20 protein-coding genes are annotated in these 22,311 nt (G+C 68.1%); 7 read left to right on the top strand and 13 right to left on the bottom strand.

Features of this window, described 5'->3' with window-relative positions; all coding sequences use genetic code 11:
- Positions 1-159: 159 nt before the first annotated feature.
- From groL to R5O87_RS20930, 3 genes are all read right to left on the bottom strand, one after another.
- The gene (gene groL / locus R5O87_RS20940; protein ID WP_410553883.1) at positions 160-1,770 is read right to left on the bottom strand and encodes a chaperonin GroEL; all 1,611 of its coding nucleotides are present in this window, start codon (positions 1,768-1,770) and stop codon (positions 160-162) included.
- Positions 1,771-1,856: 86 nt separating this feature from the next.
- A complete protein-coding gene (groES, locus tag R5O87_RS20935; RefSeq protein ID WP_003805290.1) occupies positions 1,857-2,150 on the bottom strand; it encodes a co-chaperone GroES in 294 nt (97 codons plus the stop codon).
- Between the two features lie 232 nt (positions 2,151-2,382).
- Positions 2,383-2,799 (bottom strand): hypothetical protein, encoded by a 417-nt coding sequence (locus R5O87_RS20930; protein ID WP_410553882.1) that lies wholly within the window; start codon positions 2,797-2,799, stop codon positions 2,383-2,385.
- A gap of 55 nt (positions 2,800-2,854) precedes the next feature.
- Between R5O87_RS20930 and R5O87_RS20925 the strand changes: the two genes are divergently transcribed.
- A complete protein-coding gene (locus R5O87_RS20925; protein ID WP_410553881.1) occupies positions 2,855-4,084 on the top strand; it encodes a THUMP-like domain-containing protein in 1,230 nt (409 codons plus the stop codon).
- 18 nt (positions 4,085-4,102) lie between these two features.
- Here the strand turns inward: R5O87_RS20925 and R5O87_RS20920 are convergent, their stop codons facing one another.
- The gene (locus R5O87_RS20920) at positions 4,103-4,909 is read right to left on the bottom strand and encodes a shikimate 5-dehydrogenase (protein ID WP_462836347.1); all 807 of its coding nucleotides are present in this window, start codon (positions 4,907-4,909) and stop codon (positions 4,103-4,105) included.
- Positions 4,910-4,989: 80 nt separating this feature from the next.
- Positions 4,990-6,570, bottom strand: a complete 1,581-nt coding sequence (locus tag R5O87_RS20915; RefSeq protein ID WP_410553879.1) for a glycoside hydrolase family 3 N-terminal domain-containing protein — start codon at positions 6,568-6,570, stop codon at positions 4,990-4,992.
- 331 nt (positions 6,571-6,901) lie between these two features.
- Between R5O87_RS20915 and R5O87_RS20910 the strand changes: the two genes are divergently transcribed.
- Positions 6,902-8,053 (top strand): glutamate--cysteine ligase, encoded by a 1,152-nt coding sequence (locus tag R5O87_RS20910; protein WP_410553878.1) that lies wholly within the window; start codon positions 6,902-6,904, stop codon positions 8,051-8,053.
- Between the two features lie 5 nt (positions 8,054-8,058).
- Here R5O87_RS20910 and tsaD read toward each other — a convergent pair whose 3' ends face one another.
- The 6 genes from tsaD to R5O87_RS20880 form a co-directional block, all read right to left on the bottom strand.
- Positions 8,059-9,213 (bottom strand): tRNA (adenosine(37)-N6)-threonylcarbamoyltransferase complex transferase subunit TsaD, encoded by a 1,155-nt coding sequence (gene tsaD / locus R5O87_RS20905; protein WP_410553877.1) that lies wholly within the window; start codon positions 9,211-9,213, stop codon positions 8,059-8,061.
- Entirely contained in the window at positions 9,210-9,761 is a 552-nt protein-coding gene (gene rimI / locus R5O87_RS20900) for a ribosomal protein S18-alanine N-acetyltransferase (protein ID WP_410554087.1), read from the bottom strand. Before rimI ends, tsaD begins: the two co-directional genes overlap by 4 nt.
- 92 nt (positions 9,762-9,853) lie before the next feature.
- Positions 9,854-10,525: a tRNA (adenosine(37)-N6)-threonylcarbamoyltransferase complex dimerization subunit type 1 TsaB gene (gene tsaB / locus R5O87_RS20895; RefSeq protein WP_410553876.1), complete on the bottom strand. Its 672-nt coding sequence runs from the start codon at positions 10,523-10,525 to the stop codon at positions 9,854-9,856.
- Positions 10,525-11,145 carry a tRNA (adenosine(37)-N6)-threonylcarbamoyltransferase complex ATPase subunit type 1 TsaE gene (gene tsaE / locus R5O87_RS20890; protein ID WP_410553875.1) on the bottom strand — a complete coding sequence of 207 codons (621 nt, stop codon included), beginning with the start codon at positions 11,143-11,145 and terminating at the stop codon, positions 10,525-10,527. The genes tsaB and tsaE overlap by 1 nt, the downstream gene beginning before the upstream one ends.
- A complete protein-coding gene (gene alr, locus R5O87_RS20885; protein WP_410553874.1) occupies positions 11,142-12,395 on the bottom strand; it encodes an alanine racemase in 1,254 nt (417 codons plus the stop codon). The genes tsaE and alr overlap by 4 nt, the downstream gene beginning before the upstream one ends.
- Positions 12,396-12,590: 195 nt before the next feature.
- Positions 12,591-13,682, bottom strand: a complete 1,092-nt coding sequence (locus tag R5O87_RS20880) for a carbohydrate kinase family protein (RefSeq protein WP_410553873.1) — start codon at positions 13,680-13,682, stop codon at positions 12,591-12,593.
- A 126-nt stretch (positions 13,683-13,808) separates the two neighbouring features.
- Between R5O87_RS20880 and R5O87_RS20875 the strand changes: the two genes are divergently transcribed.
- The 4 genes from R5O87_RS20875 (at position 13,809) to R5O87_RS20860 (ending at position 19,709) form a co-directional block, all read left to right on the top strand.
- Positions 13,809-15,278, top strand: coding sequence for a family 4 glycosyl hydrolase (locus R5O87_RS20875; RefSeq protein WP_410553872.1), 1,470 nt, complete (start codon positions 13,809-13,811; stop codon positions 15,276-15,278).
- Positions 15,279-15,458: 180 nt separating this feature from the next.
- On the top strand, positions 15,459-16,736 hold the full coding sequence (mshA, locus tag R5O87_RS20870; RefSeq protein WP_410553871.1) for a D-inositol-3-phosphate glycosyltransferase: 1,278 nt from the start codon (positions 15,459-15,461) through the stop codon (positions 16,734-16,736).
- Positions 16,737-16,757: 21 nt separating this feature from the next.
- Entirely contained in the window at positions 16,758-18,470 is a 1,713-nt protein-coding gene (locus R5O87_RS20865; RefSeq protein WP_410553870.1) for a formate--tetrahydrofolate ligase, read from the top strand.
- Between the two features lie 279 nt (positions 18,471-18,749).
- Entirely contained in the window at positions 18,750-19,709 is a 960-nt protein-coding gene (locus R5O87_RS20860) for a DUF559 domain-containing protein (protein ID WP_410554767.1), read from the top strand.
- 107 nt (positions 19,710-19,816) lie between these two features.
- Here the strand turns inward: R5O87_RS20860 and R5O87_RS20855 are convergent, their stop codons facing one another.
- Complete coding sequence (locus tag R5O87_RS20855) at positions 19,817-20,359, bottom strand: DUF2306 domain-containing protein (RefSeq protein ID WP_410554769.1); 543 nt, start codon at positions 20,357-20,359, stop codon at positions 19,817-19,819.
- A gap of 98 nt (positions 20,360-20,457) precedes the next feature.
- Here R5O87_RS20855 and R5O87_RS20850 point away from each other — a divergent pair, with 98 nt between their 5' ends.
- Entirely contained in the window at positions 20,458-21,081 is a 624-nt protein-coding gene (locus R5O87_RS20850) for a MerR family transcriptional regulator (RefSeq protein ID WP_410554770.1), read from the top strand.
- Between the two features lie 132 nt (positions 21,082-21,213).
- On the opposite strand, the gene R5O87_RS20845 is transcribed toward R5O87_RS20850, so the two are convergent.
- Complete coding sequence (locus R5O87_RS20845; protein ID WP_410554771.1) at positions 21,214-22,299, bottom strand: inositol-3-phosphate synthase; 1,086 nt, start codon at positions 22,297-22,299, stop codon at positions 21,214-21,216.
- Between the last annotated feature and the right edge of the window lie 12 nt (positions 22,300-22,311).

Raw genomic sequence — 22,311 nt, 5'->3', positions numbered from 1 at the left:
AAAGTACCCATGTTACCGATTCGTGACATTCCAGACGAATCAAACACGCGGCGTGTGACCGGCGTCTCAGCTGGGAAAACGCTCCCGAAAGCGCAAAGGAGGCCCGGCCAGCGGCAGCTGGACGGGCCTCCTTGTGACACCGCGGGAGCGGGCTGCAGCCTAGTGGCTGTGGCCTGCGTGCTCGTCTTCCTCGGCGGGCTTGTCAGCCACGAGGGTTTCGGTGGTGAGCACCAGTGCGGCGATGGAAGCCGCGTTGCGCAGGGCTGCACGGGTGACCTTGACCGGGTCAATGACGCCGGCGGCGATCAGGTCCTCGTACTCGCCGGACTTGGCGTTGAAGCCGTGGTTGTTGTCCTGCTCGGCAACCCGGGCGGTCACGACATAGCCGTCGTGGCCGGCGTTCTGGGCGATCCAGCGCAGCGGCTGGACCAGCGCACGGCGGACGATGCCGACGGCAGCAGCCGCGTCACCCTCGAGTGCCGTGACGGCCGGGTCCTCGTCGAGTGCCTTCAGCGCGTGGATCAGGGCGGAACCGCCACCGGCCACGATGCCTTCTTCGAGGGCGGCGCGGGTGGAGGACACAGCATCTTCGATGCGGTGCTTCTTTTCCTTCAGCTCAACCTCGGTGGCTGCGCCGACCTTGATCACGCCGATGCCGCCGGCCAGCTTGGCCAGGCGTTCCTGCAGCTTTTCCCGGTCCCAGTCGGAATCGGTGCGGGTCAGCTCGGCGCGCAGCTGGGCAACACGTGCCGATACGTCCTCGGCCGAACCGGCGCCGTCGACGATGGTGGTGTTGTCCTTGGTCACCGTGATGCGGCGGGCGGTACCCAGCACCTCGAGGCCCACGGAGTCCAGGCTCAGGCCCAGTTCCGGGGACACAACCTGGGCGCCGGTCAGCGTCGCGATGTCCTGCAGCATGGCCTTGCGGCGGTCGCCGAAGCCCGGAGCCTTGACGGCAACCACGTTCAGGGTGCCGCGGATGCGGTTGACGATCAGCGTGGACAGGGCCTCGCCGTCAACGTCCTCGGCGATGATGAACAGCGGCTTGGAGCTCTGCAGCGCCTTCTCCAGCAGCGGCAGGAATTCCTGCACGGAGGAGATCTTGCCCTGGTTGATCAGGATGAGGGCGTCCTCGAGGACGGCTTCCTGGCGCTCGGTGTCGGTGATGAAGTACGGGGACAGGTAGCCCTTGTCGAACTGCATGCCTTCGGTCAGAGCCAGCTCGGTCTGCGTGGTGGAGGATTCCTCGATGGTGATCACACCATCCTTGCCGACCTTGCCGAACGCCTCGGCGAGCAGCTCGCCCACCTCGTCGCTCTGGGCGGAGATGGCGGCAACGTTGGCCACCTGGGTGCCCTCGACGGGACGGGCGTTCTCCAGCAGGCGGGCTGCGATGGCCTCGACGGAGACCTCGATGCCGCGCTTGATCTGGCCCGGAGCGGCGCCGGCGGCAACGTTGCGCAGGCCTTCCTTGACCAGGGCCTGGGCGAGCACGGTTGCGGTGGTGGTGCCGTCACCGGCGACGTCGTTCGTCTTGGTGGCGACTTCCTTGGCCAGCTGGGCGCCAAGGTTCTCGTACGGGTCGTCCAGCTCGACTTCCCGGGCGATGGTCACGCCGTCGTTGGTGATGGTCGGGGCGCCCCACTTCTTGTCCAGCACGACGTTGCGGCCGCGGGGACCAAGGGTCACCTTGACCGTGTTGGCGAGCTTGTCGATGCCGGCTTCAAGCGACCGGCGGGCAGCGTCGTTAAACGCAAGCTGCTTTGCCATGGTTTGTCCTTTCAAGACAGAACCCCGTGCAGCCGCCCGGCCGGAATGACATCAGACGCGGGCAAGCTGCACGGGGATCCAAAGAGTTACTTGACGACGATCGCCAGAACGTCGCGGGCGGAGAGCACGAGGTACTCGGTGCCGCCGGTCTTGACTTCGGTTCCGCCGTACTTGGAGTAGATGACGACGTCGCCAACGGCTACGTCGACCGGTACGCGGTTGCCGTCTTCGAAGCGGCCGGGGCCTACTGCAACAACTTCGCCTTCCTGCGGCTTCTCCTGTGCGGAGTCCGGGATGACCAGGCCGGAAGCCGTGGTCTGCTCGGCTTCGAGCGGGCGGACAACAATGCGATCCTCAAGAGGCTTAATAGAGACCGACACTCGGACCTCTCCTTTTCGTCAAAATTCATGGACAGTAAAAACTGTTGCGCCATGGCGGCAGACCGTCGTCGCGGTGCCGGCAGCAGCCAGGCTGGCAGCTCTTCGTGTGTTAGCACCCTCCTAGGGAGAGTGCTAATGATGACTCTATGTAAGGGGTTAGCACTCGGTCAAGGTGAGTGCCAGAATTTCATCCGCCGTAACCGGCGCGGGCACAAAACGCAGCGCTGGTAGGTCAGCGTCCAGCGAGGTCGTCGAACCCCAGGTCCTCGCCGCCGTCGGCGTCTTCGTCCCCCGCTTTGCGCTGGTCGCGGACGAGCACGACAGCGGCGGCCGCCGCGATCACGGCCGACACGATAAGCACCACGATGCCGCCAATACGCGCGCCCAGGTACAGGTCCCGGATCTGCCGGGCTTCCTCGGTGGCGTCGCTGATGTTCTTGCCGCCCACGGAGTAGACGGTGGCGTTGAAGGAGTCCAGCAGGAAGATGATCACCAGAAGGACAAGGCAGACCACGGCGATTACGGAGCCGGCGATCAGCACGGGGCGCGCGTACCGGACCAGGCGGCTATGCTCCGCCGGGCCGGGGTTGGTGCTTTCGGGCTGGCCTGAATCGGACTGGCCTGGGGTTGGCGTTTCGCTGGATTCCATTCAGACCACCCTATCGGGAAGAGGTTGGGGCGGCCGCTCCACTAGGCTTGTTCCCATGTCTGAAGCACCGCAGGACCAGATCGCCCCGCTCCTCACGGAAGAAGGATGGGAGCTGCTGGCCTCGCTCGGACCCTACCGGGAGGACGAGTCCTTCACCCTCAGCACGGGCCTGCGCAAGGCCGGGCACTCCCCCGAACTCGTCTCCGCCGTCCTAACCCAGTCACGGCTCCGGACCAGGGCCGAGGCCAAGTTCGGCGAGTTCGCCCGGCAGATGCTGTTCACCCAGGCCGGTCTGGAGCAGGCCACCCGGCTCAACGTTGCCGCCCGGCACGCCCAGCGCTTTGCCCAGGCGGGCGTCCGCCACGTTGCCGACCTCGGCTGCGGGCTCGGCGCGGATGCCATGGCCCTGGCGTCACTGGACATCGCAGTGACCGCCGTGGAGGTCGATGAGACCACCGCTGCCTGCGCCACCATCAACCTCATCCCGTTTCCGCACGCCTCGGTGGTCCATTCGGACGCGACGTCGGTAGCGCTGGAGGATGGGGCCGGCGTCTGGCTGGACCCCGCCCGGCGCACCACCACAACGTCCGGCACCAAGCGGATCTGGGACCCGGAGGCCTTCTCTCCCCCGCTGTCCTTCGTGGAGTCGCTGGCCGCCGCGGGTCGCGCCGTCGGCGTCAAGATGGGGCCGGGCATGCCGCACGAGTCGGTGCCTGCCGGCTGTGAGGCGCAGTGGGTCTCGGTGGGCGGCGATGTCACGGAAGTCACGCTGTGGTTCAACGCCGTGGCCCGTGCCGGCATCCGCCGTGCCGCCCTGGTGATTGGCGCGGAAGGCGCCGCCGAACTCACCAGCGGGGAGGAGTTCGACGCCGGCCCCGCGGCCCCCGTGGGCCCGGTGGAGGGATTCCTGTACGAGCCGGACGGCGCCGTCATCCGTGCCGGGCTCGTGGCCGACCTGGCCCTGGACCTGGGCGGGCACCTCGTGGACGAGCACATCGCCTACATCTGCGCCCCGGAGCTGCTGGACACTCCGTTTGCCCGGGCCTACCGGGTCCTGGAGGTCATGCCGTTCAACGTCAAGGCGCTTAAGGCCTGGGTCCGGGAGAAGGGCGTCGGCGTTTTGGATATCAAGAAACGCGGCACGTCAGTCACCCCGGAGGAGCTGCGCAAGCAGCTGCTGCCCGGGGGTAAAGCCGGTGCCAAGGCCGCGGGCAAGAAGACAGCCACCCTCGTCCTCACCCGGATCGGGGAAGAAAGAGTGGCTGTCTCCGTGGAGCCCGTCTAACTGCCGGGGCCGCGGTGCCTACTGGGCGCGGACGAACGCCTCGGCGTCGCGGACCTGCTGGTCCGTGGGCCGGATGCCCGTGTACAGCACGAACTGCTCCAGCGCCTGGATGGTGGCCACCTCGGCGCCGGTGATGACCTGCTTGCCGGCTTCCCGCCCGGCCTTGATAAGCGGCGTTTCGGCCGGCAGCGCCACCACGTCGAAGACCACCTTGGCGGCCTCGATGGTTTCGGCGGGGAAGGACAGCGCATCCGCCTCCGGTCCCCCGGCCATTCCCACGGGAGTCACGTTGATGGCCATGTCCGCGGCGGCCTCCGGGCCGGTGCCGAGCTCCGCACGCCAGCCGAAGCCGTAGAGGTCGGCGAGCGCCCGGCCGGCTGCCTCGTTGCGGGCGATGATGGTGACGTCCTTGAACCCGGCGTCGCGCAGGGCTGCGGCGGTGGCCTTGGCCATGCCGCCCGCGCCCTTGAGCAGCACCGATGATTCCACCGGCACGGCATTGCGCTGCAGCAGCTGCTCGATCGCCGTGTAGTCCGTGTTGTACGCGGTCAGCCGGCCGCCGTCATTGACGATGGTGTTGACGGAGTCGATGGCCTTGGCGGACGGGTCCATGGCATCCACCAGGGCGATCACATCCTCCTTGTAGGGCATGGAGACGGCGCAGCCCCGGATCCCCAAACCGCGGACGCCCGCGATCGCCTGGGCAAGGTCGGCGGGCGCGAAGGCCTTGTAGATCCAGTTCAGGCCCAGCTGCTCGTACAGGTGGTTGTGGAAGCGGGTCCCGTTGTTGCTCGGCCGGGCCGAGAGGGAGATGCACAGGGTCATGTCTTTATTCAGAATCGGCACCCCTCCATTAAACGGCGGCACTGCCTTTATTACCGGCTGCTGTCACCTGCAGCCGGTTGTTATCGGCAGCCGGTGCCGGGGCGGTAGGGCCCGACGGCGGCCGGCAGCTTTCCGGGGGCGGTCGCCTTCCCCGCCAAGACAGCCAGCAGGGCCTTGTACGCTCCGGGCGTCCGGCCGTAGAGGGCGATCTTCGTGGGCGCGACCGACTGCGCCAACGGCCAGGGCGCGTCAAGCGCCACCGCAATATCGCCCTTCGCAGGGTCGGCACCGTAGCCGATCAGGCTGACCAGCGGGCCCTTCGTCCCCAGCGTGATCCCCGCGTCCTTGGCCGCAGCGGCAAAACGGGCCCGGTCCACCGGAGAACCGCCTGCCACGCGCACGGAGCCGCGCACGGCAGCGCCCTTGCACCGGCCGGCCACCACCGTGATGGCGCGGGCCGAAATCTTCGCGGACAGTGCCTCGCCGCTGCCCGGCGCTGCCGGGGGCTTCGGCTGCGCCGTCCGTCCGCGCCAGATCATCATGGTGACCACGCGGCGGGCCGCGTCCTCGAGGCGTTCCATCGGGAGCTTTCTGTCCCTGACCGCACTGACGATGGCGGCATGGGCGGCGGCGGCATCTGCCGGCATCAGCAGCAGGTCCGCTCCGGCTGCCAGCGCGGCGGGCGCCGCCGACCCACGGGGATAGCGGCCGGCCACCGCACCCATGTTCAGCCCGTCGGTAACCGCCACGCCCTTGAAGCCCAGGCCGCGGAGGGCCCTGTAGGTTGGCTTCGAGAGGGACGCGGGCACGCCCGGCTCCAGTGCCCGCGCCGCGATGTGCCCGGTCATGATCATGGGCGCACCTGCGGTGACCGCGGACCGGAACGGCTGCCAGTCCCGCGCTTTCAGCTGCCCGAGGGTGGCGTTCTGGACGGGGAGGTCCTTGTGGGAATCGGTGGTCACGGAGCCGTGTCCGGGGAAGTGCTTGACGGTGGGCAGCACCCCGCCGGCCAGCATGCCTTTGGTGAAGCCGGCACTCAGGGAAGCCGCTGCCCGGGCGTCGGCGGACATGGACCGCGCGCCGATGGTGGGATCGGCGGGGCCCATCGTGACGTCGGCCGCGGGTGCGAAGTCCACGGTGAAGCCCAGCGGCGCGAGCTCTGCCGCAAGCCCCTTTCCGGCGTCGGCCGCCAGGGGCACGCTGCCGGCTGCGCCGTAGCTCATGGGAGTGGGCCAGCGGGTCAGCGGGGCGCCGACACGGCTGACCGCTCCGCCTTCCTGGTCGACGCCGATCAGCCCGGGCCAGGTGCGGCCCCCGGAGCGCGACGCCTTGTCCAGCCTGCGCGTCACTCCGGCCAGCGCCGGGACGTCCACCAGGCCGGTGGCGGTTCCGGGAACGTTGTCGGCCATGATCATGGAGCCGGCAAGGTGCAGGCGCTCCACCATGGCGGCCTGGGCTTCATGATCGAGGCCGGTGTAGAAGGGCAGGAGGACCTGCCCGGCCTGCTCCTCCAGGGTCATTTTCGCCACCGCCGCGGCGGCAGCGTCCGCGTCCCGCTGCTGCGGGCCCCAGCCCAGCGCCGCAGTTTCCTTCGGAGCGGGCTTCCCCGCGGACGGGGCCGGGCCGTGCGCACCCGTCTGGGGTGTGCCTGTCTTCGGCAAGGCGGTCTGGGGCGCCCCGGGTGAGCCGGAAGCGGAAGCCGCGGGCGCCGTCGTCGTGCTTTGTTCCGGCCCAGGTGAGGGTGGCGCCGTGCACGACGCAACGGCGAACAGCGCCGCGAGCGCTGCCGCAGTCCGGGTGCATGCAGTGCCGGAATGTTGTCTGGGGGATTTGGGGCGGCGGGTTTTGTGAACACTCTCACGCGCCCTGTGTAGCCAAGCCATCACGTCGATGCTACCCCTGCACTAGACTTGAGTGACCGTTCCCCTGCCAGCTGTTCGCCAGGAACGGACGGCGGACCATCGGCATTTGCCACCAAACAGTGAGGAACACATGAAGATTGATTTCGCTTCATCCAGGCAATCAACTCTTGGTGTGGAATGGGAACTTGCCCTGGTGGACGCGCAGACCGGTGAGCTGTCGTCGGTGGCCAACGAGGTCCTGCGCGGGGTTGCCGCGCGGCACCCCGAGCTGAATGAGGATGACGAACACCCGCACATCAAGCAGGAACTGCTGCTCAATACCGTGGAGCTGGTCACCGGCATCTGCGAGACCGCCGCCGAAGCGAAGGAAGACCTCGCCCGTTCCCTGGCCGCAGTCCGTGAAGTCACGGATCCGATGGGCGTTGAAGTGTTCTGCGCCGGGAGCCACCCGTTCAGCCCGCCGCAGCTGCAGCCGGTCACGGACAAGGAACGCTACGCCAAGCTGATCGACCGCACACAGTGGTGGGGCCGGCAGATGGTGATCTACGGGGTGCACGTCCACGTCGGCCTCGACCGGCGGGACAAGGTCCTCCCCGTGCTCGACGGCCTGGTCAACTACTTCCCGCATTTCCAGGCCCTGTCCGCGTCCAGCCCGTTCTGGGGCGGCGAGGACACCGGCTACGCCTCCCAGCGCGCCCTCATGTTCCAGCAGCTGCCGACGGCGGGACTGCCGTTCCAGTTCGCCAGCTGGGAAGAATACGAGTCCTACGTCCAGGACATGTTCACCACCGGCGTGATCGACACCATTTCCGAGATCCGCTGGGACATCCGCCCGGTGCCGGCCCTGGGCACCGTTGAGATGCGCATCTGCGACGGCCTGGCCACGCTCGAGGAAGTGGGCGCCGTGGCGGCCCTGACGCAGTGCCTGGTCCACGAATTCTCGAACACCCTCGACGCTGGCGGCAGCATCCCCACCATGCCGCCGTGGCACGTCCAGGAGAACAAGTGGCGGGCTGCCCGCTATGGCATGGACGCGATCATCATCCTCGACGCCGAAGGCAACGAGCAGCTCGTCACGGACCACCTGCTGGAGACACTCAACCGGCTCGAGCCCATCGCCGCGAAGCTGGGCTGCCCGGATGAGCTGGCCGACGTGGAAAAGATCATCAGCCGCGGCGCGGGATACCAGCGCCAGCGCCGGGTGGCTGCCGAGAGCGGCGGCAACCTGCAGGCCGTGGTCCTCGATCTCGTGAAGCAGATGCGGAACGGCCCCACGGCCTGACCCAACTAGGTAGCAGCAGAGGGCGTTCCCAGCGCCGAGAACGCCCTGATCTGCGACTCACTTTTCGCCGAAACCGTGGTGACCGGCATGGAGGAGTCCGGCGCGAAATTGATGCCGCTGGGTTCGATGCCGGCCATGACCAGCTGCGCGCCGAGGGCTGCCACCATCGCGCCGTTGTCCGTGCACAGGTCCAGCGGCGGAACGTGCAGGGTGATGCCGGCGGCCGAGCAGCGCTGTTCGGTCAGCTGCCGCAGCCGCGAATTGGCCGCCACTCCCCCGCCCAGCAGCACGTCCGTGATGCCACGCTCGCGGCAGGCCAGGACAGCCTTCGAGGTGATGACATCCACCACGGCCTCCTGGAAGGCTGCGGCAATGTCTGCCACCGGCACGGGTTCGCCCGCGGCTTCGAACTGCTCCACGCACCGGGCCACCGCGGTCTTCAGGCCGCTGAACGACCAGTCATAGCGGTGCCGGCCGGGCTCCTCCGCAGTGCCCATGTACTTGGGCTGCGTCAACCCGCGGGGGAACCGGATGGCCTTGGCGTTGCCTTCGCGCGCCAGCCGGTCAATGGCCGGGCCGCCGGGGTAGCCGAGGCCGAGGATCCGTGCCACCTTGTCGTACGCTTCACCGGCGGCGTCGTCGATGGTGGAGCCGAGCAGCTCGACATCGTCGGTGATGCTGCGGATGCGCAGGATCTCGGTATGGCCGCCGGACACCAGCAGGGCGCCCAGGTTGTCGGGCAGGACCGGCTTTTCTGTGTCTGTGGCCGCGCCGGGCCGGGAGTTAAGCAGGCCGACCCCCACGTGGGCCACCAGGTGGTTGATGGCATAGAGCGGCTTGCCGGTGGCAACGGCCAGCGCCTTGGCGGCGCACACGCCCACCATCAGTGCACCGGCCAGCCCAGGACCGGACGTCACCGCGATGGCATCGACATCGTCCAGCGTCACGTCCGCCTCAGCCAACGCCGCCTGCAGGGCTGGAACAAAGGCATCCAGGTGGGCGCGCGAAGCGATTTCCGGGATGACGCCGCCAAACCGGACGTGCTCCTCCATGGACGAGGACACCGTGTTGGTCAGGAGGTCCGTGCCGCGGACGATGCCCACGCCCGTTTCGTCGCACGATGACTCAATGCCGAGAACTAGCGGCTGCGAGCGGTTCATTTCTGGTCTGCCTCCGTCGGAGCGGTTTCGCCGGCCCGGCCGGCTTCGTCGGTCTGCGCGCGCTGGTGTCCGGCGTTGTGGGATTCGGCGTCGTGCACGATGTCCTGGTGCACGGACAGTACGTCTTCCAGCTGTAGCCGCATGATCAGCGCGTCGACGCCGTCGCGGTAGTACTTCTTCCGCACGTGGATCTGCTCGAAGCCGAAGCGGATGTACAGCTGCTGGGCGCGCGGGTTGTCGGCGCGGACCTCGAGCAGGATGTCGGCTGCACCGCGGCGCCGCCCCTCGGCGATCAGGTCGGTGAGGAGCGCTGTGCCGATTCCTTTGCCTTCGTATTCGGGGACGACGGCGATCGTCTGGACGTCGGCGATCGGCTCCACGCACATCAGTCCGGCATAGCCGACGATGCCGTCCGGTGCCTCCGCCACGAGGTACCGGCGCGTCTCCGGCTGCACGAGTTCGTCCCAGAACATCTGCACCGGCCACGCGTCCACGGGGAACAGCCGGACCTCCAGCTCGTGGACGGCCGGGATGTCGTCAGGGAGCATGTCGCGGATGGTCACGCCCGAGGCCAGCTGGCGGGGCAGGACAGGCGCGGCGCCTGGGGTTGGAACGCCGGATGCTCCGGACGGTCCGGGCGTCACAGGGCACGCTTCCGCGGGCCGGGGACCTGGGCGTCCGATTCACGGAGGTACAGCGGCGTCGAATCCAGGAGCTGCTCGCCCGCTTCCAGCCTCGCCAGCGCGAACTGCCCCAGGTACAGTGCGTCCGGCTGTTCGGTGCTGAAGTCCGGATCCGCGCGCACATCGTCGGGGTACAGCCCCGCACCCGCGCCGTAGGCCGGCAGGTCGGGAAGATCGGCGGCGAAGCCCACGTGCGGCCCGTCCGTAAGCTTGGGCAGCTGGCCAGCGGCCAGGGTGTAGCGCGCCCAGTAGACCTCTTTACGCCGGGCGTCGGTGGCAACGAGGAACTCGGCCGGCGCGTCGGTGGACTCGGCCACCTCGAGGGCGACGGCGTCGAGGCTCATCATGCCGTGCAGCGGGGTGTTCCAGACAAATGCCAGGGTACGCGCCGTCGCAATGCCGGACCGCAGCCCGGTGAAGGGCCCCGGGCCAACGCCCACCACGATCGCGTCAATGTCGGCTCCGGTCACTCCGGCGTCCGCGAGCAGCCGCTCGATTCCGGGTGCGAGGACCTCGGCGTGGCTCCTTGTGTCCTCGGTGGAGAAGCTGCCCACCACGCCTTCCAGGGCGTCGTCGGACACCAGCGCGGCGCTGGCCACGGCCGAGGTGTCGATGGCGAGAATGAGCATCAGGCGATTCCTTCCTCGGCCAGAACCGGCTGTTCCGCCCAGCGCGGCCCGAAGCCGCGGATGATGATGGTGCGGGGCTCGTCGTCGTCCTCGGACTCGAAGTCCAGGGCGCCGTTCCCGGTCTGGTGCGCCGGCGCGGTGCCGCCCAGCTGGCGGTGCAGTTCCACCTCGAGCCGGCTTTCAGTCAGGTGTTCCACGCGGTCCCGGCCCCACTCCACCACGGTCACGGCGGAGTCCAGCGTGTTCTCCAGGTCGATGTCGTCGATTTCCGACGCCGATCCAAGCCGGTACGCGTCGACGTGCACCAGGTCGGGCCCGCCCGGACGCCGCCCGTCGGGGAGGTTCGGGTGGATGCGCACCAGCACGAAGGTCGGGGAAATGATGCCCTCGCGGACGCCCAGGCCTTCACCCAGGCCCTGCGTAAACGTCGTCTTGCCGGCGCCCAGTTCGCCCGTCAGCACCAGGAGGTCCCCCGCCCGGAGCACCTCAGCCAAGGCCGCGCCGAGCGCATGCGTCTGGTCCGCCGTCGTAACCGTCAGGGTCTGGACCCACACCGGAGCGGTGCCGGTTTCCGGAAGGCCGCCGGTTTCCGGAGCGCCGCCGGTTTCCGGAACACTCATGGCGCCCGCGTTTCGGCCGTTGCCGCTTCGGCCACGGGCGATTCGTTGATGTAAGTGCGAGGCACCCGCGGGCTGATCCGGGTGACAATCTCGTAGTTGTTGGTGCCGGCAGCGCGGGCCCAGTCATCGGCCGTCGGGCCGCCGTCAGAGCCGTCGCCGAAGAGGACCGCCTCTGCTCCGAGGACGCTGCGGCCGCCCCGGCTCACGTCGAGGGGGCCGAGGTCGATCACCATCTGGTCCATCGCGATCCGTCCCACCACGGGGTAGGTGACGCCCTCAACGCGGACCGGACCGCCCGTGGCGACGCGCGGAACGCCGTCGGCATAGCCGAGCGGGATGAGCCCCAGCGTGCTCTCGCCGGAGGTGTGGTAGTTGAAGCCGTAGGAGACGCCCTGGCCGGAGTGCACGTCCTTGCAGTGGGAGACGACGGTGCGCAGGGTCATCGCGGGGCGCAGACCCAGTTCCGCGGAGGTCTGCCCCTCGAAGGGCGAGAGGCCGTAGATTCCCAGCCCGGCGCGGACCAGGTCGAAGTGAGTGTCAGGGCGGGACAGAGTGGCCGGGGTGTTGGCCAGGTGGCGGACCTCGGGGTCCACGCCCGCGTCCTCGGCGATGGCCAGGACCTCTCGGAACGCGGCGAGCTGGTCATCGGTTTCCGGGCGCTCGGGTTCGTCGGCCACGGCAAGGTGGGAGAAGATGCCCACTACGCGCAGCAGGCCCTGGTCCTGATACTCCACGGCTTCACCCACCAGCCGGTCCCACACCTCAACGGTGGCGCCGTTGCGGCCAAGCCCGGTGTCGACCTTCAGGTGGACGCGTGCGGGCCGTTCCTGTTCCCGGGCGGCGGCCACGATCTGTTCCAGCTCCCAGCCGGAGCACCCGATGTCGACGCCGGCAGCCACGGCCGCGCCGAAGTTGCTTTCCGGGGTGTGCAGCCAGGCGAGCAGCGGGGCTTCGATGCCTGCGGCGCGCAGTGCCAGCGCTTCGGAGATGTGTGCCACGCCCAGCCAGCTGGCGCCTGCCTCGAGGGCCGCGCGGGCTACCGGCACCGCACCGTGGCCGTAGGCGTCGGCCTTGACCACTGCCATGACCTTGGCCGGTTCGGCGGCTGCGGCGAGCCGGCGGACGTTGTGCCGGATGGCCTCGAGGTCGATGACGGCGGAGCGTTCGTGGGCCGTCCGGTCATATGCGTGGAACGTCCCGGCCTGGCCCGCTACTGCCGGGCGGTCACCTGTTGCTGCTGGATAAATCACTCTACTGATTCTAGTGCTGGCGCTTCGGGCCGAATAATTGCCCGGAAAACGGCGTGCCGGGGACGCGGAAAGTTCCCGGGGACACGCAGCCGGCCGGAGGACACACGAATGTGCGCGTCCTGCCGCCGATTGCGCGGCCGCTGGCCAGTTCCGCGTCCCGGTTCGGCGTCCCGGAACCAGGCCGCCAGTTCCAGTTCAGGCGTCCGAGAGGTGCGCGATGGTGGCAGCCGCCCGCCGCTGTGCCTCCTGCGGAACGTCCCTGACGATGTCTGCGAGGAAGCAGTAACGGCGCAGCCACTGGCTGCCGCGGCGTTCCGGCCTTGCGTTGGCGCGCTTCCACCAGTCGGCGATGTCTCCCCAGCCCGGCGCAGCGAGGGAACCGCCCACTTCCTGGACGGCCAGCGCGGCGCAGAGGTTGGCGAACCGCAGCCGGTCCCCGAGCGGCCACCCCGCCAGGCTTCCGACGATGAACGCGGCCCCGAAGCAGTCCCCGGCACCGGTCGGGTCGAAGGCGGCCACCGGCAGCGAGGGCACCCATTCCTCCTCGCCCGATTCGGAGTCCACGGCCACGGCCCCCTGCGCCCCCAGGGTCACCACCGCCACCGGCACCCGGTCCGCCAGCGAGTACAGGGCCGCCCAGGGGTCGTCTTTGCCGGTGAAGGCCATGGCCTCGCGCTGGTTGGGCATGAAAGCATGGAAGTACTGCAGGTTGGCCAGCCGGGCGTGGGCCCATTCACCGGTGGGGTCCCAGCCGACGTCGCCGAACAGTTTCACGCCCTCCCGGTGCGCCGCGAGAGCCCAGGGTTCCAGCTCATGTCCGAGGTCCGCCACGGCAGCCAGCGCGCGGGGCGGATTCCCGATCAGCTCGGACGAGCTGACCGGCGCCGGGTGCCCGTGCGTGACCATCGAGCGGTCGTGGTTAACGCTGAGGGATACGGTCACCGGCGAGTGCCAGCCCGGGACCCGGCGGGAGAGGGACAGGTCCACATGCTCCTGCCGGTCCAGGATCTTCCAGTTGTAGTCACCGTAGCCGTCGTCGCCGAAGGCAGCCGCCAGACCCGTCCGCAGGCCAAGGCGCGCGGCCGCGATGGCCTGGTTGGCCACGCCGCCGGGGCAGCTGCCCATTCCCTCGCTCCAGATTTCCGTTCCGGGCTCGGGCGCATGCGGCAGTCCGGTGAAGATAATGTCCTGAAAGACGGTCCCGGCCAGCAGCAGGTCGAACTCGCCCACCGCCTGTGTACGGACGGCGGAGAGCGGGTCGAAGCGCCGTGCGGGATTCGCCTCCATGTTCGGCACATTACGCTGTGTACCTTGGCGTTGTAACCCCGCGATTTGGGGGTCGGGACGCGTCCGGGCTGGGCGCGGCGCCGAAGTTCAGGGCTTGCCGCCGGCTGCTGCGCATAGACTCCTGCCATGCGGCTCATGATCGCCGGCGGCGGCGGATTCCGGGTTCCCCTCGTTTACCGTGCCCTGTGTTCCGGGCCGTATTCCGGCCTGGTCGGCGAGGTGGTGCTGTTCGACGTCGACGGCGGCCGCCTCGCCGCCATCGAGGCCGTGCTGCGGTCCCTGGGCCCGGGAATCAGCCGGTCACCGGAGGTGGGCAGCGCGCCGGCCGGAAGTCCCGCCGTCGGACGTTCCTCCGGCCGTCCGCCGGCGGTGACGTCCACAACGTCCCTCAGCCAGGCCCTCAAGGGGACGGACATGGTGTTCGCCGCCATCCGTCCGGGCGGAACTGCCGGCCGGGTCGCCGACGAACGGGTGGCCCAGGACCTGGGGCTGCTGGGTCAGGAAACCACCGGCGCGGGCGGGATCTCGTATGCGCTGCGGTCCATCCCGGCCATGGTGGAGCTCGCCCGGAGCATGCGGACGCACTGCCCCGACGCGTGGCTGATCAACTTCACCAACCCGGCGGGGATGGTCACCGAAGCGCTGGTTCCCGTGCTGGGCCGGAAGGTGATCGGCATCTGTGATTCCGCGAGCGCCCTCGTGCACCGCGCCGCCAGGGCGGCCGGCGTGCCGCTGCCGTCTGGAAAGCTCGACGGCGTGGGGTACTACGGGCTGAACCATCTCGGCTGGCTCTACCGGCTGGAGAGCGGCGGCCGGGATGTCCTCCCCGGGCTGCTGGCCGACGCCGGCGCCCTGGCCAGCTTTGAGGAGGGCCGGCTGTTTCCGCAGCCCTTCCTGCGCGACCTGGGGCTGCTGCCCAACGAGTACCTGTTCTACTACTACGAGGCGGCGCGCGCGGCGGCCGGCATGCGGGCCATGGCGAAGACGCGCGGCGAGTCGATCCACGGCCAGCAGGCGGAGCTGTATCCGCGGCTGGCCAGCGCCGGAAAGGAAGCCTACGGCCTGTGGGAGGCCGCCCGTCTGTCCCGCGAGGAAGGGTACCTGGCCGAAGGCAGGGCCGGCGGTGAGGCGCGGAACCCCGAGGACCTTGCCGGCGGCGGTTATGAGCAGGTGGCGCTGGCGGTGATGCGGGCGCTGGGCGGAGGGGGCGGCGTCGGCGAGGCTGGTGCGGGGGCTGCCACGGAGCTGATCCTCAATACCCCGAACTTCACGGGACAGTCTCCGGCGCCGGGCGGCACCCAAGCCGCGATTCCCGGGCTCCCGGCGGACGCCGTCGTCGAAGTTCCCTGCACGGTCACACCGGAAGGGGCGATGCCTATCCCGCAGGACCGGCCGGCCGAACCGCAATTGAGGCTGCTGCATCAGGTCAAGAGGGTGGAGCGGCTCACGGTCCGTGCCGCGTCAACCGGCGACCGTGATGCGGCGCTGGAAGCCTTCGCCGGTCACCCGTTGGTCGGTTCGGCTGGATTGGCTGAGGCCCTGCTCAGCGGCTACGAGAGTGCGTTTCCGGAGCTGGCGGAGTTGTGGCGGCGCTGAGGCAGTGCCGCGGTACAGCACCGAACGGGTTTTAGCAGGGCCGTGCTACATCGGCTGGCCCCGCGCGCTAGCGTGTGGGACGCCACGTTGGCGGCAGTTGCGGCACCACGGTTCCGCTGAGCGTTGAGGAGTAGTGTTTTATCCGACGCAGTTCCCGCAGGACGGAGAGGAGGGAGGGCCATGTCCGTGATCAAACGAGTGGCTTTCCTGTCGCTGCACACCTCGCCCATGGAACAGCCCGGTTCCGGGGACGCTGGCGGCATGAACGTCTACATCCGCGGACTCGCCTCCGCCTTGGCCGAAACCGGCATCGAAGTGGAAATCTTCACGCGCTCCACCGCCGCCGGCCAGCCCGCCGTCGAGCACCCCGACCCCGGTGTCTGTGTCCACAACGTCATGGCCGGCCCGCCCCGCAAACTGCCCAAAGAAGAACTCCCCGAACTGCTGCACAGCATGGTGGCCGAAATCGAGCGCATCCGCGCCCAGCAGCCCCACGGCCGCTATGACCTCATCCACTCCCATTACTGGGTCTCCGGCGTCGCCGGCCTGGAGCTCTCCGCCCTCTGGAATGTCCCGCTCGTGCACACCATGCACACCATGGCCAAGGTCAAGAACCTCCTTCTGCACTCCGGCGAACAGCCCGAACCGCGCCGCCGCGAAGACGGCGAACACCACATCGTCGACGGCGCCGCCCGCCTCATCGCCAACACCACCGCCGAGGCCGCCGAACTCGTCTCCCACTACGGCGCCGACTTCGACCACATCGACGTCGCTCCCCCGGGCGTGAACCTCTCGGTGTTCACCCCCGCGTTCCGCGCCCAGTCGCGCGCCGCCCACGGCATCGCCCCCGGCACGTTCCATCTGCTGTTCGCCGGGCGGATCCAGCGCCTCAAAGGACCGCAGATCCTTCTCAAGGCAGCCGCCCTGCTGCGGGGCCGCCGCCCCGACATCGACCTCAAACTCACCATCCTCGGTGCCCTCAGTGGCGCCAAGGACTTCAACCTCAATGCCCTCGTCAGCGCTTCAGGCCTTGACGACGTCGTCACCCACCACCCGCCGGTCAGCGCACCTGAACTTGCCGGCTGGTTCCGGGCGGCCGACGTCGTGGTCATGCCCTCCTTCAGCGAGTCCTTCGGCCTGGTCGCGCTCGAGGCCCAGGCCTGCGGCACCCCCGTGCTGGCCACCCGCGTCGGCGGACTCACCCGCGCCGTCAGCCACGGCCGCACCGGCCTGCTCGTGGACGGCCACCACGCCGCCGACTGGGCCGACGCCCTCGAAGCCCTCCACGACGACCCCGACACCCGCCACAACATGGGCACCGCCGCCGCCATCCATGCAGCAAACTCCGGCTGGCAACGCACTGCCGCCATCACCCTCGACAGCTACCACGCCGCCGTCGACGAATATGCCTCCAGCCACCCCATGGCCGCCGTCTACGGGACACGGCTCACCGGTTAGACCCATTCTGAAAGGACAACGATGTCTGACAGCACTCCCCTGAGCGGTACCGGCCAGAGCAGCACTCCCCTGAGCGACCTGGACATTGCCCGCAGGGCAGTGCTGCGGGCAATCGAGGAAATCGCCGCCTCCGCGGGCATCGATGCAGAGGCAGTGGAGCTCTACGGCCGCTACAAGGCCAAGATCGACCCCGCAAAGCTGTCAGCCCCCGCACCCGCCGGAAAAGTGGTCCTGGTCTCGGCGATGTCGCCCACGCCCGCGGGAGAGGGAAAATCAACCACCACCGTGGGACTGGCGGACTCCCTTGCCCGGGCCGGCCACAAGGTGATGGTCGCGCTGCGGGAGCCCTCGCTCGGCCCCATCCTCGGAATGAAGGGCGGTGCCACCGGCGGCGGCCTGTCCCAGGTGCTGCCCATGGACGAGATCAACCTGCACTTCACCGGCGACTTCCATGCCGTCACCTCCGCCAACAATGCCCTCATGGCCCTCGTGGACAACCACATCTACCAGGGCAACGAACTCAACATCGACCCGCGCCGCATGACGTTCAAGCGGGTCCTGGACATGAATGACCGCTCCCTTCGCGAACTGGTCATCGGCCTCGGCGGCCCCACCCAGGGCGTCCCGCGCCAGGACGGCTTCGACATCACCGTCGCTTCCGAAATCATGGCGGTCTTTTGCCTCGCGACCGACATCGCCGACCTGCGGGACCGGCTTGGCCGCATCACCTTCGGCTACACCTACGACCGGACGCCGGTTACAGTGGCGGACCTGGGTGTGCAGGGCGCGCTGACACTGCTGCTGAAGGACGCGATCAAGCCGAACCTCGTCCAGACCATCGCCGGCACGCCCGCACTGGTGCACGGCGGGCCGTTCGCGAACATTGCCCACGGATGCAACTCGCTGATCGCGACGCAGACCGCCCGCCGGCTCGCCGACATCGTGGTCACGGAGGCGGGATTCGGCGCCGACCTCGGAGCGGAAAAGTTTATGGACATCAAGGCGCGGATCGCAGATGTGGCGCCGGCCGCCGTCGTGGTGGTGGCGACCGTTCGCGCACTCAAGATGCAGGGCGGGGTTCCCAAGGACCGGCTGAGCGAGCCGAACGTTGAGGCCGTTGAGGCGGGTGTGGTGAACCTGCGCCGGCATGTCCGGAATGTGGAGCGGTTCGGCGTGACGCCGGTGGTGGCGATCAACAAGTTCCCCTCGGACACCCAGGCGGAGCTCGACTGGCTGCTTGGCTGGTGTGCCGGCGAGGGCATCCAGGCCTCGGTGGCGGACATCTGGGGACGCGGCGGGGGCGGCGACGGCGGCGATGAGCTGGCTGCCAAGGTGGCCGCTGCGGTGAACGGGCCGTCGTCGTTCCGGCACCTCTACCCGCTGGATATGTCCGTGGAGGACAAGATCCGCACCATCGTCCAGGAAATCTACGGCGCCGACGGAGTGGACTTTTCGGTGCCCGCACTGCGCCGCCTGGCCGACATCGAGAAGAACGGCTGGTCCGGGCTGCCGGTCTGCATGGCGAAAACGCAGTACTCATTCACGGACGACGCCTCGCGGCTGGGGGCGCCCAAAGGGTTCACCATCCATGTGCGCGACCTCATCCCCAAGACCGGCGCCGGCTTCATCGTCGCCCTGACCGGAGCGGTAATGACCATGCCCGGCCTGCCCGCCGTACCGGCGGCAATGCGGATGGACGTGGACGACGCCGGCAACCCAGTCGGCCTCTTCTAACCCCCAGCGCTCCCCCACCTCCCGCTCCCTCACCCCTCACCACCTCCAGCTCCCTCACCCAAACCCTTCCTCACCTCCCGATCCCCTCTCACCACCCGCGGGTCTTCCCACGACCCTCTCTCACTACCCGCGGGTCTTCCCACGACCCTCTCTCACTACCCGCGGGTCTTCCCACGACCCTCTCTCACCACCCGCGGGTCTTCCCACGACCCTCTCTCACTGCCTGTCGCCTGTGGATAACTTCTGCAGCAATTCCCCGGTCTGGGTCACAATGCATGCATGGAAACGCGCGACGGCTTACCTCCCCGATTGGCGTCAGCCCCGTTCACCTTCGACTCGGCCCGAACGGAAGGCATTCCCGCGTCACGGCTGCGGCGCCGGGATGTGATTCATGTGGGGCGCGGACTTTACCGTCCGTGGAACTGGGACTTTGAACTGGAGGCAGCGGCGCGGGCGCTGTCAGAGGCTTCGCCAGGCGCCTGGATCTCACACGTCACTGCGGCGCGGCTCCGGTGCCAAGTGCTGCCGCCGTGGCTGGCGGACTCCATGGAACTGCATTTGAGCAAGCCGAAATCGCTGCCCTCGGTGCGTCGCAAGGGGGTGCTTGGCCATACCCTGCTGGCGGAAGAGGACGAGATTGAAACAGTGGACGGCATCCGTATCAGTACCCGGTCGCGGACGTGGCTGGACTTGGCCCGACGACTGCCACTGCGGGATTTGGTGTGCATGGGGGACCAGATAATCCGTATTCCTCGAATGGAATTCGAAGGCCGGGCGCAGCCGTTCGATACCCTGAACGGTTTACGATCCCTCGTTCTGCGCCACCCTAATCTCCAGGGCATTGTCCGCGCCAGGGAAGCCTTGGATCTGATGCGGGTGGGTGCAGACTCGGCGCCTGAATCAATGCTTCGTCTGGCGATGGTGGACGCCGGACTCCCTGAACCCGAACTCCAACTCACGCTGAGAAGCGGCGATCCGTTGTCGCCGTCAGCCGATCTCGGGTACCGTGCCCAGCGGATCGCCATTCAGTACGACGGCGGTCATCACCTCGTCGAGGATCAGATCTTTCGTGACAGACGGCGAGACAAGGCCTTCGAGGCGGCGGGATGGACCGTCCTGACGGTGAAAAAAGACGACCTTGATGAGGGTTTCCGTGGGGCGGTCAACAGGATCAAACGGGCAAGGCGCATGGCGCAGCTGGACCACCCTCATGCGTCCGGCTTTGCCGACCCCTGGTGAGAGAGCGTGGCCGTCATGGCTGCAGGAAGTGACAGAGGATCGCATCAAGTCTTGCGGGAAGTGATAGAGCGTCCTGGGAGGGCGGGCGCCGCATGGCCAACAGGCAGTTACCCGTCGACTTTGGCAGCGACCTCGGCTGCATGCACTCGCCCGGCAGTCGCCACATCTGGACCCGTTGATGCGGAGACGTTGCCAGAACGGCCGCTCCGCTTGAGCGAGACGAAAACGACGCCGACGCTGAGCGCCACCAGGGCGGCGACGTAGAGGGCGGTCGGCAGGTCCGCGGCAAGGAGCCGCGGAATCGCCCGGCCCGGCACCGAGATGGCGAAGCCGAATGCCACCGCGATGCCGATGTAGCTGCCGATCATGTTGCCCCGATGCGCGGGAATGTTCCGGCGTACGGCAGCGATGAGCCCGAGCGTGACGGTCACGATCGTGAACGCCGAAAGCCCGTGCAGCCAGCTGAAACGCCCGTCGCTGACGATCCAGAAGCTGCTGAAACAGACGTAGTACATGGCCGCGACCCACAGGTGTCCCATGGTGCGGTGAATACGGTCGCGGCGGCGGCGAAGGATCTGGACCGGGCCGATGGCAAGAACAAAGAGGGCGGCAATGACGTGGCTGGCGAGCAGTACATTCCAAGGCTCCATGCACCTAGGATAGGAGCACTATCCAGCGGTGTACATCAAGATAGTCAGCGCGCCGGCAGCTATCCAACGGATGCCGCCCGCCGGGGAACGGAGCGGATATGCAGCTGAAGCAGCTCAGTGAGCGGACGGGAGTCTCCCCCGCCAGCATCAAGTTCTACCTCCGCGAAGGGCTGCTGCCTGCGGGCCGTTCGGTGCACCCCACCCGGGCGGAGTACTCGGAACACCACGTGAGCCGACTGGAACTGATCCAGGCGCTGCGGCGAGTGGTCGGGTTGAACATCGCCCAAATAAGTTCCCTGCTCAGAATGGCCGACGACGGCGTTCCCCGCCTTGAGCTTTTGGCCGCGGTCCAGCGCACGGTGCTGGGCCTCGATGAGGCGGGTACAGCGCAAGGTGACCTGAGCACACCGGCGGGTGACGCCGTCGTGCGTTCCCGAAACTGGCCGGACCTGCCCAGCGACGCCAGACACTCGCTCAATGCCCACTTGGCCCTGATGGAGAAACTGGGCGTGCCGGTGTCCGGAGACCTGCTCGACGCCTACAGCCAGGCGGTGGACGCCATTGCGGCGGCGGATATTTCGGCCACGACGGCACCGGAGGACGTCAACCAGCTGATCCTCATGGCGGCCGTGGGCATGCACCTGCACGGACAGCTGGTCCTGAAGCTCCTGGCACTCGCGCAGGCCAGCCACGCGATCCGGCGCTACGAGGAGCACGCTTAAACGGCGACGCTCCCCCACCGGACGGTGAGAGAGCGTCGCGTCAAAACCCACAGCAAGTGATAGAGCGTCCGGTCAGAACCGACAGGATCTGATAGAGCGTCCGGTTAAAACCCGCAGCAAGTGATAGAGCGTTTAGCGGTCGAGGTCGCCGCTGATGAAGGCCTCGACCTTTTCGCGGGCGAGGTCGTCGTTGAACTGCTCCGGCGGGGACTTCATGAAGTAGCTCGACGCGGAGATCAGCGGGCCGCCGATGCCGCGGTCCAGGCCGATCTTCGCAGCGCGGATCGCGTCGATGATCACACCGGCCGAGTTGGGCGAGTCCCAGACCTCGAGCTTGTACTCGAGGGACACCGGGGCGTCGCCGAAGTTGCGGCCTTCGAGGCGGACGAAGGCCCACTTGCGGTCATCGAGCCACTGGACGTAATCCGACGGGCCGATGTGGACGTCCTTCGCGGCGAGTTCGGCTTCGACGTTGGAGGTGACGGCCTGGGTCTTGGAGATCTTCTTGGACTCGAGGCGGTCGCGCTCCAGCATGTTCTTGAAGTCCATGTTGCCGCCGACGTTCAGCTGGTAGGTGCGGTCCAGCGTGACGCCGCGGTCTTCGAACAGCTTGGCCATGACGCGGTGCGTGATGGTGGCACCGATCTGGCTCTTGATGTCGTCGCCCACGATCGGGACGCCGGCGGCGGTGAACTTGTCCGCCCACTCCTTCGTGCCGGCGATGAACACGGGCAGTGCATTGACGAAGGCCACGCCGGCGTCGATCGCGCACTGGGCGTAGAACTCGGCGGCTTCCTGGGAACCGACCGGCAGGTAGCAGACCATGACGTCAACCTGGGCGTCCTTCAGGGCCTGGACGACGTCGACAGGCTCCTCGGTGGACTGCTCGATGGTCTCCAGGTAGTACCGGCCCAGGCCGTCCAGGGTGTGGCCGCGCTGGACCGTCACGCCGGTCGGCGGGACCTCAGCGAGCTTGATCGTGTTGTTTTCGCTCGCCAGGATGGCGTCGGCGAGGTCGTGGCCGACCTTCTTGCCGTCAACATCGAACGCAGCCACGAACTGGACATCGTTGACGTGGTACTTGCCGAACTCCACGTGCATCAGACCCGGAATCGTGGCCTGGGGGTCGGCATCCCGGTAGTAGTGGACACCCTGAACCAGCGAAGCGGCACAGTTACCCACACCGACGATGGCTACACGAATCGGATTTGAAGACACGGAACTCCTTTG

This window comes from Arthrobacter globiformis, from assembly GCF_046536215.2.
Lineage (GTDB): Bacteria > Actinomycetota > Actinomycetes > Actinomycetales > Micrococcaceae > Arthrobacter > Arthrobacter globiformis_E.
Note: the sequence above shows the minus strand (reverse complement) of the source record. Positions and strands in the feature narration are given on the sequence as shown.

Bases quoted from the DNA above. Each gene is read 5' to 3' on its own strand.
- groL (WP_410553883.1), bottom strand. From the start codon at position 1,770: ATGGCAAAGCAGCTTGCGTTTAACGACGCTGCCCGCCGGTCGCTTGAA.
- tsaE (WP_410553875.1), bottom strand. From the start codon at position 11,145: ATGAGTGTTCCGGAAACCGGCGGCGCTCCGGAAACCGGCGGCCTTCCG.
- R5O87_RS20910 (WP_410553878.1), top strand. From the start codon at position 6,902: ATGAAGATTGATTTCGCTTCATCCAGGCAATCAACTCTTGGTGTGGAA.
- R5O87_RS20855 (WP_410554769.1), bottom strand. From the start codon at position 20,359: ATGGAGCCTTGGAATGTACTGCTCGCCAGCCACGTCATTGCCGCCCTC.
- R5O87_RS20875 (WP_410553872.1), top strand. From the start codon at position 13,809: ATGCGGCTCATGATCGCCGGCGGCGGCGGATTCCGGGTTCCCCTCGTT.
- tsaD (WP_410553877.1), bottom strand. From the start codon at position 9,213: ATGAACCGCTCGCAGCCGCTAGTTCTCGGCATTGAGTCATCGTGCGAC.
- R5O87_RS20930 (WP_410553882.1), bottom strand. From the start codon at position 2,799: ATGGAATCCAGCGAAACGCCAACCCCAGGCCAGTCCGATTCAGGCCAG.
- R5O87_RS20925 (WP_410553881.1), top strand. From the start codon at position 2,855: ATGTCTGAAGCACCGCAGGACCAGATCGCCCCGCTCCTCACGGAAGAA.
- R5O87_RS20860 (WP_410554767.1), top strand. From the start codon at position 18,750: ATGGAAACGCGCGACGGCTTACCTCCCCGATTGGCGTCAGCCCCGTTC.
- R5O87_RS20880 (WP_410553873.1), bottom strand. From the start codon at position 13,682: ATGGAGGCGAATCCCGCACGGCGCTTCGACCCGCTCTCCGCCGTCCGT.
- tsaB (WP_410553876.1), bottom strand. From the start codon at position 10,525: ATGCTCATTCTCGCCATCGACACCTCGGCCGTGGCCAGCGCCGCGCTG.
- R5O87_RS20920 (WP_462836347.1), bottom strand. From the start codon at position 4,909: ATGACCCTGTGCATCTCCCTCTCGGCCCGGCCGAGCAACAACGGGACC.
- mshA (WP_410553871.1), top strand. From the start codon at position 15,459: ATGTCCGTGATCAAACGAGTGGCTTTCCTGTCGCTGCACACCTCGCCC.
- R5O87_RS20865 (WP_410553870.1), top strand. From the start codon at position 16,758: ATGTCTGACAGCACTCCCCTGAGCGGTACCGGCCAGAGCAGCACTCCC.
- rimI (WP_410554087.1), bottom strand. From the start codon at position 9,761: ATGCTCCCTGACGACATCCCGGCCGTCCACGAGCTGGAGGTCCGGCTG.
- R5O87_RS20850 (WP_410554770.1), top strand. From the start codon at position 20,458: ATGCAGCTGAAGCAGCTCAGTGAGCGGACGGGAGTCTCCCCCGCCAGC.